The 15,428-nt window shown below is 70.2% G+C and carries 11 protein-coding genes; all 11 read right to left on the minus strand.

The window, feature by feature from the left end:
* The gene (gene tssG, locus ACPUER_RS09385) at positions 1-1,107 is read right to left on the minus strand and encodes a type VI secretion system baseplate subunit TssG (RefSeq protein ID WP_425130927.1); all 1,107 of its coding nucleotides are present in this window, start codon (positions 1,105-1,107) and stop codon (positions 1-3) included.
* The gene (gene tssF / locus ACPUER_RS09390) at positions 1,104-2,975 is read right to left on the minus strand and encodes a type VI secretion system baseplate subunit TssF (protein WP_425130928.1); all 1,872 of its coding nucleotides are present in this window, start codon (positions 2,973-2,975) and stop codon (positions 1,104-1,106) included. Before tssF ends, tssG begins: the two co-directional genes overlap by 4 nt.
* A 4-nt stretch (positions 2,976-2,979) precedes the next feature.
* Positions 2,980-3,537, minus strand: coding sequence for a type VI secretion system baseplate subunit TssE (gene tssE / locus ACPUER_RS09395; RefSeq protein ID WP_310140073.1), 558 nt, complete (start codon positions 3,535-3,537; stop codon positions 2,980-2,982).
* Between the two features lie 26 nt (positions 3,538-3,563).
* Positions 3,564-4,055 carry an Hcp family type VI secretion system effector gene (locus ACPUER_RS09400; protein ID WP_425130929.1) on the minus strand — a complete coding sequence of 164 codons (492 nt, stop codon included), beginning with the start codon at positions 4,053-4,055 and terminating at the stop codon, positions 3,564-3,566.
* Between the two features lie 82 nt (positions 4,056-4,137).
* A complete protein-coding gene (gene tssC / locus ACPUER_RS09405; protein ID WP_425130930.1) occupies positions 4,138-5,646 on the minus strand; it encodes a type VI secretion system contractile sheath large subunit in 1,509 nt (502 codons plus the stop codon).
* On the minus strand, positions 5,639-6,193 hold the full coding sequence (tssB, locus tag ACPUER_RS09410; RefSeq protein ID WP_425130931.1) for a type VI secretion system contractile sheath small subunit: 555 nt from the start codon (positions 6,191-6,193) through the stop codon (positions 5,639-5,641). The genes tssC and tssB overlap by 8 nt, the downstream gene beginning before the upstream one ends.
* Before the next feature lie 91 nt (positions 6,194-6,284).
* A complete protein-coding gene (gene tssA, locus ACPUER_RS09415) occupies positions 6,285-7,400 on the minus strand; it encodes a type VI secretion system protein TssA (RefSeq protein ID WP_425130932.1) in 1,116 nt (371 codons plus the stop codon).
* On the minus strand, positions 7,387-9,726 hold the full coding sequence (locus ACPUER_RS09420) for a protein kinase domain-containing protein (RefSeq protein ID WP_425130933.1): 2,340 nt from the start codon (positions 9,724-9,726) through the stop codon (positions 7,387-7,389). The genes tssA and ACPUER_RS09420 overlap by 14 nt, the downstream gene beginning before the upstream one ends.
* Before the next feature lie 40 nt (positions 9,727-9,766).
* A complete protein-coding gene (gene tagF / locus ACPUER_RS09425; RefSeq protein WP_072436812.1) occupies positions 9,767-10,459 on the minus strand; it encodes a type VI secretion system-associated protein TagF in 693 nt (230 codons plus the stop codon).
* On the minus strand, positions 10,456-14,082 hold the full coding sequence (gene tssM / locus ACPUER_RS09430) for a type VI secretion system membrane subunit TssM (protein ID WP_425130934.1): 3,627 nt from the start codon (positions 14,080-14,082) through the stop codon (positions 10,456-10,458). Before tssM ends, tagF begins: the two co-directional genes overlap by 4 nt.
* A gap of 1 nt (position 14,083) precedes the next feature.
* Entirely contained in the window at positions 14,084-15,418 is a 1,335-nt protein-coding gene (locus ACPUER_RS09435) for a DotU family type VI secretion system protein (RefSeq protein ID WP_175959129.1), read from the minus strand.
* Positions 15,419-15,428: the final 10 nt, after the last annotated feature.

Raw genomic sequence — 15,428 nt, forward strand, 5'->3', positions numbered from 1 at the left:
TTAGGCGGTTTCGCGATGAAGGGGGGCACCGCCACGCCGCACGTCGTAGCGGACGACGAGGTCGCGCGCGGGGCCCGGTTCGAGACGCTGCCCGAGCCACGCGGTGCGGCCGATTCCCTGCCGCCCGCCGAGCGCGATCGCCGGCACCGCGTCGGCGGCCAGTTCGAGCTGCAAGTCCCAGTCGAACTCGATGCCGACGTATTCGCGCACCCATTGCGCAAGCTGCCGCGCATGCGGGCCGCCCGGCAGGAAACGGCGGTAGGCGTCGAGCGACAGCGGGCCGAGCACGATCCGGAAGCGCGACTGCGCGTCGCGCACCGCGACGCCGAGCGCGACGGCGCCGACACGCAACGTCGGCCGCGTCGCGCGGATCGTGCAACGCTGCGAGCGTTCGATCGCGACCCACTGCGGCACGTGCTCGACGATGCGCGCATCGACGCCGAAATGTTGGCGCAGGATCTGCACGAGCCCTTCCGGGTTGCGTGTGTGCCGCACGAGATGGCCGGCATGGAAATAGCGTGCATGCGGCGCGAGCGTGTCGGCGGTTGCCGTGGCCAAGGCACCGGCTTGAGCGGCCGGCCTGTCGCCGCGCGCCGCGCGCCCGATCAGGCTCGCGATATAGCCGTCGAACCGTGCGCGTTCCGGGCGATCGAGGCTCACCGTCGGCTGCGCGTCGGCCCACGCGCGGTAGAACAGCAGGATCAGCCGGTGATGGAACAGGTCCGCGAACGCGGCGAACGTCGGGTCGTCGTGCTGGGCCGCGCGCTCGTGCGCGTATTCGGTCAGGTGCGTCGGCAGCGGCCCGTTCGGCCCGAACAACCCGAAACCGTGGATCGCGATGCGCGGCGGCGCGGTGCCGTTCTCGTGCACGCCGGCCAGCATCGACGCCGCGAATGCGAGCGACGGCTGCTGCCCGAGCCGCACCGGCTCGTCGCGCGGTCGCGCGGCATGGCCGAGCGGCGCGCGGCCGGGCGACAGCGCGTCGAGCCAGCGCAGCGCCTGGAACAGGTCGTAGCCGTGCGGCGCGGCCCGCAAGCGAGCCCACCACGCATCGCGGCGGGCGTCGGCGGTGGTCGGCTGCACGCCGGGAGTCGTATCGCGTTTCATATCGCGGGCCGCCTGCCGATGCGCGCGGGCCAGTGCGCGAGCGTGCCGCGCTGCGCACTGGTCAGCACGCATTCGGCGAACGCGTTGATCGACACATGGCGCGCGAAGAACTGTTCGAGCACCGCGCCGAGCAGGAACGGGCTGTCGCCGGAGAACGCATGGTCGTCGACGGTCACGTCGACCTGCACGCCGCGCCCAAACATCAGCGGCCCGAGCGCCGGCAGCCGGCGGAACACCGGCGAGAACGCGACGCGCTGCACGCCGTCGATCTGCCGACGCATCGCGGCGTCGGCCGGGTCGGCATGCAGGCCGAGCAACTCGCGCAGCGCATGCGCGCCCTCGTCGTCGTCGAGATCGGTCAGCGTGTGGCGTGCGAGTCCGAGATGGCGGATCAATCGCCAGGCCGTCTGCGCATCGGCGATCGGCGGGCGCGGCCGTGACGGGCCGCGGATCGCGACGATGCGCTCGACCGGGGCCGATACACGCAACGTGAACGTGTTCGCGTCGCCGGGCGGCTGCAGCAGCACGAGATCGCGGTTCGTGCACAGCGTATCGGCGGACAGGTAGCGCATCGTTTCGTCGTACGGCGCGCACTGGCTGTCGACCAGCGATACATAGGTCTCGCTGCCGACATAGCCGGTGCGCGTGCCGTTCGCGCGCGCCTGCGCGGACACCAGCCGCGGCTCGCGCCGCACCGTGTAGTACGCGCCGTGGTTGCCGTCATCGCCGGCGAACGATGCGTGAAACGGCCGGAATTCGCGCGACTGGCCGTCGTCGCGCTGCTCGCTTGCGAGCCGCTGCACCGCATAGACCTCGTAGTCGAGCGGCCGGCTGCGGTCGACGACGACATGATGCTCGCGCGCGCCCGGCTGCAGCGGAATCCGATCGGCGCGGCGTGCGAACAGGTTCACGGCCGGCGTGCAGTTCAGCGCGAGATGGCGCGCATCGACGGCCGCTTCGAGCGCCGCGTCGTGGCGATCGAACAGCACGGTCAGCTCGCACTCGTCGCCGGTCGCGCGCGCCAGCGCGGCACGCAGCCCGCCGATGCTGAAGAACAGGAAGCGCGCCGGAAACGCGAAATACTCGCGCAGCAGCCGGTAGCCGTGGAAGCTGCGGCCGTCGTCGGGCAGGATCGCCTGCGCCGGATCGAAACCCTCGTGGACGATCGCGTCGGCGTCGAGCGTATGCAGCCAGCGCGGCGGCTGCGCCGGGTCGTGACACACGACACCGAGCGCATGCGCGGCGATCAGTTCGAGCAGATGCAGCGCGTCGCGCTCGGGGCCCGCGAGATGGAACGTCAGCCGGTCGAGCGGCAACTGCGATAGTTTGGCGCCGCCGCGCGCCTTCAGCCGGATGCGCAGCGCGCCGCGCACGTCCTGTCGCGCCGCGACGGCACCGCGCGGCAGCCACGACGGCGCGCCGGTGACGGTCGCATCGGTCAGTTCGAGCGGCCACAGCGTCAGGTCGTGCGCGGTACGGAATTCGCACGCGGTCTGCTCGGACGCGGCCGGCCGCGCGCGCAGCGCGGTGCCGGTCGGCAGCCGCCAGCCCTGCGCAAGGCTGCCTTCGTTCATCAGCGGCGCGAACCGGACGATCGCCATCGACGGTAACGGCGAGATGTAACCGGGATACACGGCATCGAGCAGCGCCTGCGTGAAGCGCGGGAATTCGGCGTCCATCTTCAGCTGCACGCGCGCGGTGAGGAAGCTGAAACCCTCGAGCAGCCGTTCGACGTACGGGTCGGGCGGCCCCGATTCATGCAGCCGCAGCCGCGCGGCAACCTTCGGGAACTGCTGCGCGAATTCGCCGCCGAGCTCGCGCAGATACGCGAGTTCGCGATTGTAGTAGTCGAGCAGGCGCGTATCCATTGCGTCAGGCCCCCGCCACGGATTGCAGCGACATCGCGCCCGTTTCCAGATCGAGGTCGGAGCGCAGCACGAATTCGAGCGGATGCGGGATCGACCACAGCGTGCCGCGGATCTCGAACAGCAGCACGTTGTGGCGTCGCTCGCCGGCCCGGCCGCCCGGCGCGTCGATCACGCTGCGCACCTCGACGCTGTCGGGTGCGATGCGCGGCTCGAAGCGAACGATCGCATCGCGGATCGACGCCTCGACCGACATCCGCTCGACGCCCGACATCGGCTTGCCGACGAGCGGCCGCATCCCGTAGTTGAGCACCGACGCCTGCGCGTGCGCGAACGCCGACCAGTCGACGAAACCGTCCTCGGCGTTGCGCGTGTTGAGCAGCCACGCGAGATCGCGCAGCACGGCCGCGCGCAACCGCTCGGTGCCGATCCATTGCGCGCCGGGCGCTTCGGTCGCGCGCTGCGGCGCGTCGTCGGTGAGGCGGTCGAGCAAGGCGGGCTGCAGCCGGTCGCGCAGGCTGCCGTCCCGGCCCTCGCGTCCGTCACGGGTTCGCGGGTCGTCCATCGTCGTCTCCGTGCCTGCCCGGCCCGTCACATCTCGGTGTTTTCCTTGATGTTCCAGCCGACCGTCACCTCGGCGCCCTTGCCGCCGTTGTCGTTCTGCTGCCAGTACTGCTTCTTCACCTTCGCAGCCTGGAAGGCGTAATGCATCATCAGCCGGTCCGCGACGTCGCCCGGATCGACGCCCGCCACCTGCGCGGACGTGACGAGCACCTCCTGCAGCGTCACGCGCATGAACTCGACCTGCGTGCCGCCCGTCTTGCACGCGGAAATCTCGACCGACGAAAGGTGCTTGCCGTTCGCGCAGTTCTTGATGATCGCGGGCGCGCCCTTGTCCATGTACGCGGCGACGACGAGATCGTTGAAGCTCGCCTTGCCCGCGTTGCCGCCGCTGCCGCTCGCCATCGCGCCCGGCTGGCTCGCGCCCCACGTGAACGACTGGATGTCGGTCCAGCCCTTGTGCTGCGCGTCCGCCGATTCGCCGGTCACGCCGTCCACCTTCATAAACATTGCTACGCCCATTGCCGTCTCCGTTTCGGTTCGAGGTCAGGTTGAATGCCGTGTTGAAAGCCGGTTGCTGCTCATTTGTTGCTCACTTCTTCGCTCATTCGTTCGCCGCTTTCGCGGTCGGCAGCCGCGAGATCAGCCGCAGCGATACCGTGAGCCCTTCGAGCTGGTAGTGCGGCCGCAGGAAGAATTTCGACGTGTAGTAGCCGGGGTTGTCCTCGACCTCGTCGACGACAACCTGCGCGGCCGCGAGCGGCTTGCGCGCCTTGGTTTCCTGCGACGAGTTCACGGGGTCGCCGTCGACGTAGTTCATGATCCAGTCGTTCAGCCAGCGCTCCATGTCGTCGCGCTCGCGGAACGAGCCGATCTTGTCGCGCACGATGCACTTCAGGTAATGCGCGAAGCGGCAGCACGCGAACAGGTACGGCAGGCGGCCGGACAGCCGTGCGTTCGCGGTCGCGTCGGGATCGTGGTATTCGGCCGGCTGGTACAGCGACTGCGCGCCGATGAACGCCGCGAAATCCGAGTTCTTCCGGTGTACGAACGGCATGAAGCCGTTCTTCGCGAGCTCGGCCTCGCGGCGGTCGCTGATCGCGATCTCGGTCGGGCACTTCTGGTCGACGCCGCCGTCGTCGGTCGGGAACGTGTGGCTCGGCAGCCCTTCGACCGCCCCGCCCGATTCGACGCCGCGGATCGACGAGCACCAGCCGTACTGCTTGAACGAGCGGTTGATGTTCGCGGCCATCGCGTATGCCGAGTTTGCCCACGTGTAGCGGTCGTGGTTCGCGGCGTCGGTGTCTTCCTCGAAGTCGAATTCGTCGACCGGATTGGTGCGCGCGCCGTACGGCAGCCGCGCGAGAAACCGCGGCATCGCGAGGCCGACGTAGCGCGAATCCTCCGACTGCCGCAGGCTGCGCCACGCCGCGTATTCGGTGTTCTGGAAGATCTTCGTCAGGTCGCGCGGGTTCGACAGCTCCTGCCACGAATCCATCTGCATCAGCTCCGGCGACGCGCCGGCGATGAACGGCGCGTGCGCGGCCGCCGCGATCTTCGACAGCTCGCCGAGCATCTCGACGTCGGGCGGGCTGTGGTTGAAATGGAAATCGCCGACGAGGCAGCCGAACGGCTCGCCGCCGAACTGCCCGTATTCCTCCTCGTAGATCTTGCGGAACAGCGGGCTTTGATCCCACGCGACGCCCTTGTAGCGCTTCAGCATCCGCGCGACCTCGTTGCGCGACGCCGGCAGCGCCTTGATCTTCAGCAGCTCGTCGGTCTCGGTATGCGTGACGAGGTAATGCAGGCCGCGCCACGCGCCTTCGAGCGTCTGGAACTCCTCGTGATGCAGGATCTGGTTGATCTGGTCGGACAGCTTCCGGTCGATCTCCGCGATGATCTGCTTCACGCTGCCGTACGCGTCGGTCGTCATGCCGACCGTATGTTCGAGCGCCTGCTGCGCGAGCGTGCGCACCGCGCGCTCGACCGATTCGCGCGCCTCGGCCGTCTTCGGCTTGAATTCTTTTTGCAGCAGCGCGGCGAACTCGTCGTGCGCGACGGCCGGCTGCGCGGCGTCGCGCGTGTCGGCGCGGGTTTGGACGGGGTCATTCATCGCGGGCCTCCGATTGGGTCGCATCGCCGCGCTGCGCGGATTCGTGCGGATTGCGCACGAGCGTCTTCAGCAGGTCGGGATCGTTGATCGCGCGCTCGATCAGTTGTTCGGCACCGTGCTTGCCGTCCATGTACGACAGCAGGTTCGACAGCTCGGTGCGCGCTTCCAGCAGCCGGCGCAGCGCGTCGACGTTGCGCGCGATCGCGGCCGGCGAGAAATCGTCGATCTGCTCGAACGTCATGTCGACGTTGAGCATCCCTTCGCCCGTCAGCGTGTTCGGCACCTGGAACGCGACGCGCGGCGCGACCGACTTCATCCGCTCGTCGAAGTTGTCGACGTCGATCTCGAGGAACTTGCGCTCCGGCAGATCCGGCAGCGGCTCGGCGCGCTTGCCCGCCAGGTCCGAAATCACGCCCATCACGAACGGCAGCTGCACCTTGCGCTCGGCGCCGTAGGTTTCGACGTCGTACTCGATCTGCACGCGCGGCGCCCGATTGCGCGCGATGAACTTCTGTCCGCTGCCCGCTGCCTTGGTTCTGTCAGTCATCGTCCACTCCTTCACGTCGATCAGGTTGCGCGGTACGTTGCCGCCGCCCGCGTGGCGGCTTCCCTCGTTCGCTTCGTTCGCTTCGTTCGGTTCATTCGCTTCGCTCTCCGCTCAGCAGGTCCAGCTTCGGCAGGCTCTCCGGCGCGAGATCGCGGATGATTTCGTAGAAGTCGAGCGCGAGCAGCCGCTGCGCGCGCCGCAGCAGCAGCGGCGCCGGATGGCTCGGCTCGTGCAGCTCGAAATAGCGGCACATCTTGTCGAGGCCGAGCCGGACGTCGTCGCGGCTCGTTAGCTCGGCATCGCGCCATGCGTGCGCGTTCGGCATCGCAGCGGGCGCGGCCGGCACGGTGCCGGCCTGCGATGCGTCACCGGATGCGGCCTGCGGCGTGGAGTTCGCTCCATCCGACGCGCCCGGCTGCGATTCGGGCACCGGCACTTCGCGCACGATCCGCTGCAACGCCTTCTCCGCATCGCCCGGATCGGGTGCCCACTCGCGGCCGAGCTTGTCGATCACGCACGCGCGGATCGTGTCCAGCGCTTGCAACGCGGCGCGCGCAGCGTCGAGCGGCGTCGTGCCGTCGCCGCGCACGGCCGACAGCGCGGCAATCAGGCTTGCGCGGCCGCCGGCTTCATCGCGGCCGTCGAGCAGCCGTTCGGCATCGCGCACGCTCGGCCCGCCGTCGAACAGCGGCTGGCGGCGCGCCGCACGTGCGCAGTCGTGCGCGCCGGCCAAGTCGGCGAGCGCGTTCATCCGCGGTGTCGGGTCCGGTTCGTCGTCGGCGTCGAGCCTTGGATGCAGGTCGTCCCACCGGCGCTCGAGCAGGTTCGCGACGACCGCGAGCGCGTCCGCATAGCCGGGCAGGCCGTGTTGCTCGATCCAGCTGCGCGCGAGGTGCGCAACGACGCGCAGGTCCTTCGTGCGTGCGGACAGCGCCAACGCCAGCCGCTCGACCGTGCCCCAGTCGGGCGCCTCGGCCGGGATCACGGTGTCGCCGTACTGCTGCTCGGCGCGCGGCGTCGCGCGCTCCTGCAACTGCAGGAACTCGGCGTCGTATTCGAGATTCGCGCCGCACGGCGCATCGGGCGCGACGTCCGCGAGCAGCCGGCCGATCAGGTCGGCGCGCGGCGACGCCGCCGGCAGACCAGGCGACCCAGGGGAAAGCACGGCGACAGCGAGTGCCGCCTGGCTGATGTCATTCGAATGCATAGTCGATGTTGATCGGTTTGCTGCCGAAATCGACCGCCACGGTGCGGTGCAACGGCGGCAGTGAGCCGTTGCGGATCTCGATCTGGTAGACGCCCGGCGTCAGCGACACGGAGCGCAGCGGCGGGCTCGCGCCGCGCCGCGCGCCGTTCACGTACACGTCGCCCCACGGCCGCACGTTGAAGCGCACCTGGACGGTTTCCTGCGTCTTCGGCGGACGTTGCTCGGCAGGCAGCACGTTTACGGCGGCGACGGCCGTCTCGGCTTCCGACGGCAGCTTCGGGGCCGGCGTCGTCGCCGGTCGCGCGGCCGCTTCCGACGGCGGCACGCTGACGACGCGCTCCGACGTGTCGAGGCTGCCGGCGGGCGCGATGGCGGAACTGGAGCCGGATTGCGACGGGGCCGGGTTCGTGACGGTGGTCGCGACCTGCGGTGTGGGGACGGTGGCCTCGACGGCCGGTGTGCTGGCCGGCGCGGCGGCAACGGGCGGCGGCGGAACCTGAGCCGACGATCCGGCCGGCAGGCTCGACGGCGGCACGACGATCGGCGTCGGTCCGTGCTGGGCCAGCGTGGTGTCCGGCGTACTGGCGGGCGACGACGTGCCGGCCTGCGGCTGGCTCGCGCCCGGTGCGGCCTCGTCGGCGACACGCGCGGGACGCGACAGATAGCTCGCGGCGAGGCCGACGGCGATCAGCGCGACGAGCGCGCCACCGACGTAGACCGGTATGCGGCGGCTGCGCGATCCGGTCGGCACGGGGCTGCGTTGGGTGCCGGACGGCGCGGATGCCCGACTCGATGCCGATGCGGCGGGATGCGGTGCAGTCGTATCGGCGGCACCGGCAGCCGCATACGCGTTCCCGTTCGTGTTCCCGGAATCCGCTGCGCTGCGCTTGCCGATGTCTGCGTCGGCACGCGTGGATCGTGTATCCGCTTCGTGGTGCGTATCGGTTCTGGCAGCGGCTGGCTCCGTTGCACGCTCGGCGTTTCCATTCGGCGCACCGGATTCAACCGGCTTCGCCGCGGGCTGCGAAGCATGCGAGGCCGACGATGCCAGCGCGCCCGTTGCCGCAATCGCGGCGCCCTGCGCAGGGGTCTTCGACGTTGAAGGCGCACCCACCTCCGGCTTGGCACCGAACACGGCAGATGCAGCAGATGCGGTGTCCGTCGGTGTCGACATACCGTCCTGACGCTCAGGCGTTGACGACTGCACATCCGACACAGTCTTGCCAGAAGCCGTCCCGCCCTCGCCGATCGCAGCAGCAGCAGCCGACGCGATGCCCGCCGCAGCGGAACCCACCGAAGCCTCCGTCTTCCCTTCCCCGCCGCTGCCCGCGTCACCCGTCGGCGGCACGACCGCCGCGCCATACCCGGCGCCCGTCCGGTCGAAGTCCCGCAACCCGAGCTCCGCCGCGAACGCCGCGACCGATTCCGGCCGATCCGGAATCCGCAGCTGCAGCGCATGATCGACGGCCGCGAGAAACGCCGGGCTGTATACCTCGCCGGCCGGCAACTCGCGCGACGCGAGCGGCCGGTACGTGTCCTTGATGCTGCGCACGACGGCCGCGGGCGGCAGTTCGCCGGTAATCATCGCGTGCATCACCGCGCCGAGCGCATAGAGATCGGTCCACGGCCCCTGGCTGAACGCGGGATCGTCGGTGTACTGCTCGATCGGCGCGTAGCCGGGCTTGATCATCATCGCGCCGTCGTCGACGAGATCGCCGATCCGTTTGCGCGCCGCGCCGAAGTCGAGCAGGATCGCGCTGCCGTTCGGGCGGATCAGCACGTTGTCGAGCGCGACGTCGCGATGGAAGCATTGCGCGCGATGCAGCGTGTCGAGCGCGCCGAGCAGCGCGCCGACGATGTTGCGCAGTTGCGTCTCGCTGATCCGCATGCCGCCGTCGAGCAGCTGCTTGAGCGTGCGCCCTTCGTAGAACGGCATCACCATGTACGCGGTGCCGTGGCTTTCCCAGAAGTGCAGGACCTTGACGAGCCCCGGATGATCGAATTGCGCGAGCAGGCGCGCCTCGTTGAGGAACGCGCCGCGCCCCGCGTCGAACGCCTGCGCGAATCGCTCGGAACGCAGCGACACCGTGTAGTCGCCGCCGCGCGTGGCGAGCATCGACGGCATGTATTCCTTGATCGCGACCGCGCGCCGCAACGTCCGGTCGAACGCGCGATAGACGATCCCGAAGCCGCCGATCCCCAGCACCTCGTCGAGCTGCAGCTCGCCCAGGCGATGACCGAGCGGCAGCGGCCGCACCGTGAATTCGGATGCGTCGCCGCGTGTCGCCGTGTCGTGCTCGTTGTCTCTCGATCCAGGGTCCTTCATGTCCACCTCATGAAACCGTGTGTCTTCTGCCCGCCGCGCTTCAGCCGGGCTGCTGACCGCCGCCGAACAGCGTCAGGAACAGCGCGTTGTCGGGCGTGCCCGTATGCGCATGCGTGCGCAGCGGCGATCCGTCGGCACGGTTGGTCCACCAGAAGCTGGTGCCGCCGTGCGGATCGAAATAGCCGGACAGCCCCGGCCACGCGGCCGGCGCCGGCTGCTCCGGCAGCGCGGCCGGCATGCCGTCGACGCGTTCCGCGTACCTGCCGCTGCCCGGTACGAGCCGCACGCGTTCGAGTGTCCGTTCGAGATCGCCCGGCGCGCGTGCATGGCGGATCGCATCGAGCAGCGCATGGCCGACCTGCCAGTAGAACGCGTCGGCGGTGTCCGGCAGCCCGTTCCAGTAATCGGCCGCGCGCATCGGCAGCGTGACGATCACCGGGTAGTAGCGCCCCACGCGGTCGCAGCTCGGCGCGAGGCAGCCCGGCTGCACGCACGACGCACCGGCGCCTGTCGGGATCAGGAAATTCCAGACCGGCGCGACCGTGTAATGGCGTTCGATCTCGTCCGCGCCGCGCTGGCGCATCGCGGCCATCCCCTGCTGGAGCCAGCGTTCCCACCACAGCGCGAGCGCATGCGGCAGCCGGCTGTTCACGAAGTCGCCGGCGCCGGGAATCTTCCCGTACCAGGCCGGCGCGTCGCCGGCGGTGCTCGTGAGCGGCGGTGTGGGGCTCATTGCTTCGGAGGGCATGTAAAGGACTCCATCTGGGCCAGCCTGAACGGGTTGCGGACGCTGCCCGCGTTCACCTGCAGCACGATCGGTTTGCCGTCGACCGTGAAGCGCGCAATCATCTGGTCCGAGCCGCGCCCGGCCGATACGGCCGCGCGGTCGAACAGCCGGTGCAGCGCCCACGGCCCGCCGGTCGTGAAGCCGTCGGCCGCGCCGGCCTGCGCCGACACCTGCAGCCGCACCTGGTTGCTGCCGCGCGGGCCCGGCCAGTCCACCGCGCTCTGCACGAGCGGGCCGTGCGCGTAGCGGACGATCTGCCCGTCGACGTCGAGCACCATCTCCGTGATCGACGGGTCCATTTCGAGCGGCTGGATCTGCACCTTCAACTGTGCGGTGCGCGCCCCGCCGCCGAAATACGCGTCGCGGATCACCGCGGCCTTCTCGAACGACGCGAGCATCGCGGCCGCCGCCGGATCGGCGTCCGCATTGCGGTTCGCGAAGCGCCATGGGTGCGACGTCGTATCGACGATCGACTGCAGGTTCTTCTGGAAGAAATCGTCCATCAGGCCGCCCGGCGCGAACATCTGCGCGAAATCCGCCGGCGCGACGTCGCGCGACGATCCGCGCGCGAACGGATAGCGGCCCGCGATCGCCTGCCGGCAGAAATCGCCGACATTCGCGCCGGCCCGCAGCGCGACGCTGCGCTGCTCGACGGTCGCGACGCTGCCGTTCGCGACGTTCGACAGGTCGTCGAGCACTTCGCGGAACGGCGTCGGCAGGCGGCCGGCCTGCGCGCGCAGCCGCGCGGGCGCGTCGGATGGCGGCGGTTGCGCGCCGCTGCGCAGCGCGTCGTCGGTGGCCGTCAGATACGTGTACAGCGCGTCGATCGACTTCAGCACCGTGTCGAATCCCTGCGCCTGGTCGCCGCTGCCCGGCGCGAACGCGCGCAAGCCGGCGAAGTGGCTGTCGACGATCTGCTCGGGGCTCGCGGGCGCCGCCGCGGACGGAGTCGCGTCGCCTGCCTGGCCCGCGAAGATCTGCGACAGCGAGCTGCGCGCCTCGTCGACCTTGTCCTGCGCACGGGCCGCGAGATTGCGCGCCCCGCCCGGCGCATCGCCGAGCGCCGTGTCGCGCGCGAGCGCGACCATCAGCCGCGTGAGCGGCGAATCGGCCGACGACAGCGCGCGCGCCACCTGGATGCTCTGCGCGAGCGTGGCCGTGCGCTGCAGCTTGATGTCGGCAAGATAGTCGTCCCAGATCTTCAGGTAGTCGTTCAGGTAGAGCTGGCGGATATCGCGCGCCCACGCGGCCGCGTCGTTCGGCCCCGGGATTTCCGACAATCCGAGGTTCAGCACCCACACTTCCTCGCGCCCGTACGCTTCGACTTCGCCGGCCAGGCGCGGCGCGAACACGTTGCGATAGCCGTTGCGCGTATAGAGGCCCGGCACGCTTTCCGACAGCGGCTTGCCGCCCTGGCGGCGGAACACCAGCGACGCGTCGGGGCCGACCGCGCGCGCGACGCTGAAGTCGAACGCGGACGTCGCCGGGCGCAGCGTGCGCGTGAGCTGCCGGTACAGCCGCTGCGAGAACGGCACCTGCCGCAGCCGGTCGCGCACGTCGGCCACGAGCCGCTCGTTCATCGGATACGGCGACACCGCGACGCGGTTGCCGAACAGCGCGGCGAGATGCGCGCGCAGCGCGGACCGTTCGGCCGGCGAGAAATCGGGCGGCAGCGAGCGCTCCATTTCCAGATCGACGACGGCCTGTACGAACGCGGGATCGTAGTGCGCGCTGTCGTACAGCATCAGGTACGCCTTCAGCGCCGCATACGCGTAGTCGGTTTCGTCGGGCCGCGCGTCGCGCAGCGCGGCCTCCATCCGGCTCGCGGCGATCGGCAGCAGCACGTCGTCGAGCGCGCGCCGGTACACGGCATCGACGGCTTCGTCGATCTTCTTGCCCTGGAACAGCCCCCACCGATACGCGAGCGGCGGATGCTGCAGGTCGACGCCGCCCGCATTCGCGAGCCCGCCGAGCGCATCGAGCACGGGCAGCAGCCGCGCGATGTCGGCCGCGTCGGAGAACTTCGCACCGGCGATCCGTGAATCGACGGCCGGCACGCGCGCGGCGATCTGGTCGAGATACGCGCGGTTGTTCGAATAGCTGCGCAGCCACGCGGCCAGCACGGCCACGCATGCGAGCGCGAGCAGCGCGTAGCCGGCGATCCGCAGCACGCGCCGCTTCTGATGCCAGCGCAGGTCGCTGCCGGCGAGCGCGGCTTCGCGGAAGATGTGCTCCTGCAGCAGCGACTTCAGGAAGAAGCTGCGCCCGGTCGAGCCGACCTGCGCGACCGGCGGCACGCCCTCGATCTTCAGGAAGCGCTTGATGCCGCTCATCACGCGATCGAACGCGGTGCCCTCCTGCGTGCCGCTCGTCAGGTAGACGCCGCGCAGCATCGGCATCGGCTCGAAGCTCGATACGGAAAACACCTCGGCGACGAACTGGCCGAGCATGTCCTGCAGGTCGGCGATCTGCTGCGGCAGCAGGTACGTCATCTCGCGCTGGCGTGCATCGGTCTGCGCGGCGAGCAGTTCGGGCAGACCGTCGTTCAGCCGCTGGTGCAGCAGCCGGTATTCGCGGTCGAATGCCGCGCGCAGGTCGAAGCCGGGCGCCTCGCTCTGCGCGAGCGGGAACGTGAAGCCCCACACCTGCGCGCATTCCGCGCGGCCGTAGCCGCCGAAATACTCGGCGAAGCCCGCGAGCAGGTCGGCCTTCGTCACGAGCAGGTATACGGGGAAACGGATGCCGAGCTGCGCGCGCAGTTCGAGCAGCCGCTTGCGCAGCACCATCGCGTGCTGCGTGCGTTCGGCTTCCGACGCGCCGAGCAGGTCGGCCACGCTGATCGTCAGCATCGCGCCGTTCAGCGGCTGGCGCGTGCGGTATTTCTTCAGCAGGTCGACGAAGCCTTTCCATTCGGCTTCGTCGAGCGCGCGGTTGCCTTCGTGCGTCGTGTAGCGGCCGGCCGTGTCGATCAGCACCGCGTCGTTCGTGAACCACCAGTCGCAGTGCCGCGTGCCGCCCACGCCGCGAATCGCCGCGCGGCCGAACTGCTCGGCGAGCGGAAAGCTGAGCCCGGAATTCACGAGCGCGGTCGTCTTGCCCGAGCCCGGCGCGCCGATGAACACGTACCACGGCAATTGATACAGATACTGGCGCGACATCCGGTCGAACCAGCGCGGCAGGCCCTTGCGCACCGTATCGGCCTGCCCGAAGCGGACCTTCTTCAGCAGCGTCGCGGCTTCGTCGAAGCGGCTGCGCAACTCGTCGAGCTGCGCCTTCGCCGGATCGTCGGCGGTGGCCGGCCCCGGCGCAGCCTCGCGCAACTGGTTCAGCAACTGCGCATTGAGGCGGCCGGCACGCCAGCTTCGCCACGCGACGCGCGCGCCCCACGCGGCGAACAGCACCGCGATCGTCAGCCCGCGCGCCCAGCCGCTTTCGAGCGGCCGGACCTCGGCGAACGCGAACAGCGGGCCCGCGAGCCACACGAAGCACGCGAGCACGACCAGACCGGCGAAGGTCCAGATCTCCCGCGACGGCAACGGCCGGACGAAACGCGCGACAGCCTGGTTCATGTCAGTTGGCCCCCTGCGTCGCGCCGACGGCGGCGCTGCCGGGAGCCGGCAGCAGCGTGATCTCGACGCGCCGGTTCAGCGCGCGGTTCGCGGGCGAATCGTTCGGCGCGACCGGATCGAGCGTGCCGCGCCCTTCCGCCGCGAGCCGTTCCGGATGGTCGAGCCGCGCGGCGATCATGCTGCGCACGGCTTCCGCGCGTTCGCGCGACAGGTCCCAGTTCGACGCGAAGCGTGCGGTATGCACGGGCGTGTCGTCGGTGTAGCCGGTCGCGCGCACGTTGCCGGGCACCTTGTTCAGCGCGTCGGCGACGCGCGCGAGCACCGGCACGTAGCGATCGATCACCGAGGTCGAACCGGACTTGAACAGCCCGTCGCCGCGCAACACGATCACGCTGCGATCGGCATCGTCGCGCACCGATACGAGGCCGGCCGCGATCTCGGGTGCCAGGAACTTCGCGATGCGCGGCGCCGGCGCCGGGCGCGGCGGCGCTTGCGCGGGCTGCAGTTTCGGCACGTGCAGCGCGTCGATCGACGCGAACAGTCGATCCGAATGCCCGGCAAGCGCGATGCGCAGCCCGACGAACACGCCGAAGCCGATCAGCAGCGCGAGCGCCACGCACACCCACAGCGGCACGGTGAAGCGGCGCGCGACGTCGCGCGTGACGACGTCGCGCCAGTGCGGCGACAGCGCGGGATCGAATTCGCCGCGCACCGAGCGGATCGTCTGCGCGAGCTGGCGGCGCAGCGCATCGAGTTGCGCGTGGCCGTTGTCGAGCACGCGATAGCGGCCCTCGAAACCGAGCGCGAGACAGAAATACAGCAGCTCGAGCAGGTCGAGATGCTGGCGCGGCTGCTGCGACAGGCGTTCGAGCAGGTGGAAGAACTTCTCGCCGCCCCACGTCTCGTTGTGGAACGACACGAGCAGGCTGTGCGACGACCATACGCTGCCGCCCCACGGCGTCAGCGCGGCCGCCTCGTCGAGCGCCGTGCACAGACAGTAGCGCGCGCCGATGATCGCCTCGGACGGCACGCCGGCTTCCTGCGCGCGCGCCTCGAACTGGCGGATCTCGACGACGAGATGCTCGCGCAGCCACGCCGGGTTCGGATGATGGACGGTCGAGCGGATCTGCGGCACCAGGTTGAGCAGCGGGTTCGCGGCCGCGACGAGCGGGTTCGTGCCGCTCGCGGCCCAGCGGCCGGGCCGCGGCTGCGTGGCCGTCGGCCCGGTCGCGCCGGACGCGCCGGATGCGGCGGCCGGATGCATGCCGCCCGGATTCGGCGGCACGAAGCCGCCCGCGCCTGCGCCGGTGGCGATCGAATCGGAGGAACTATTCATCGCGATGCCC

Origin of the sequence: Burkholderia sp. DN3021, assembly GCF_049805555.1 — a bacterium.
GTDB classification, from domain to species: Bacteria; Pseudomonadota; Gammaproteobacteria; order Burkholderiales; family Burkholderiaceae; genus Burkholderia; species Burkholderia pyrrocinia_C.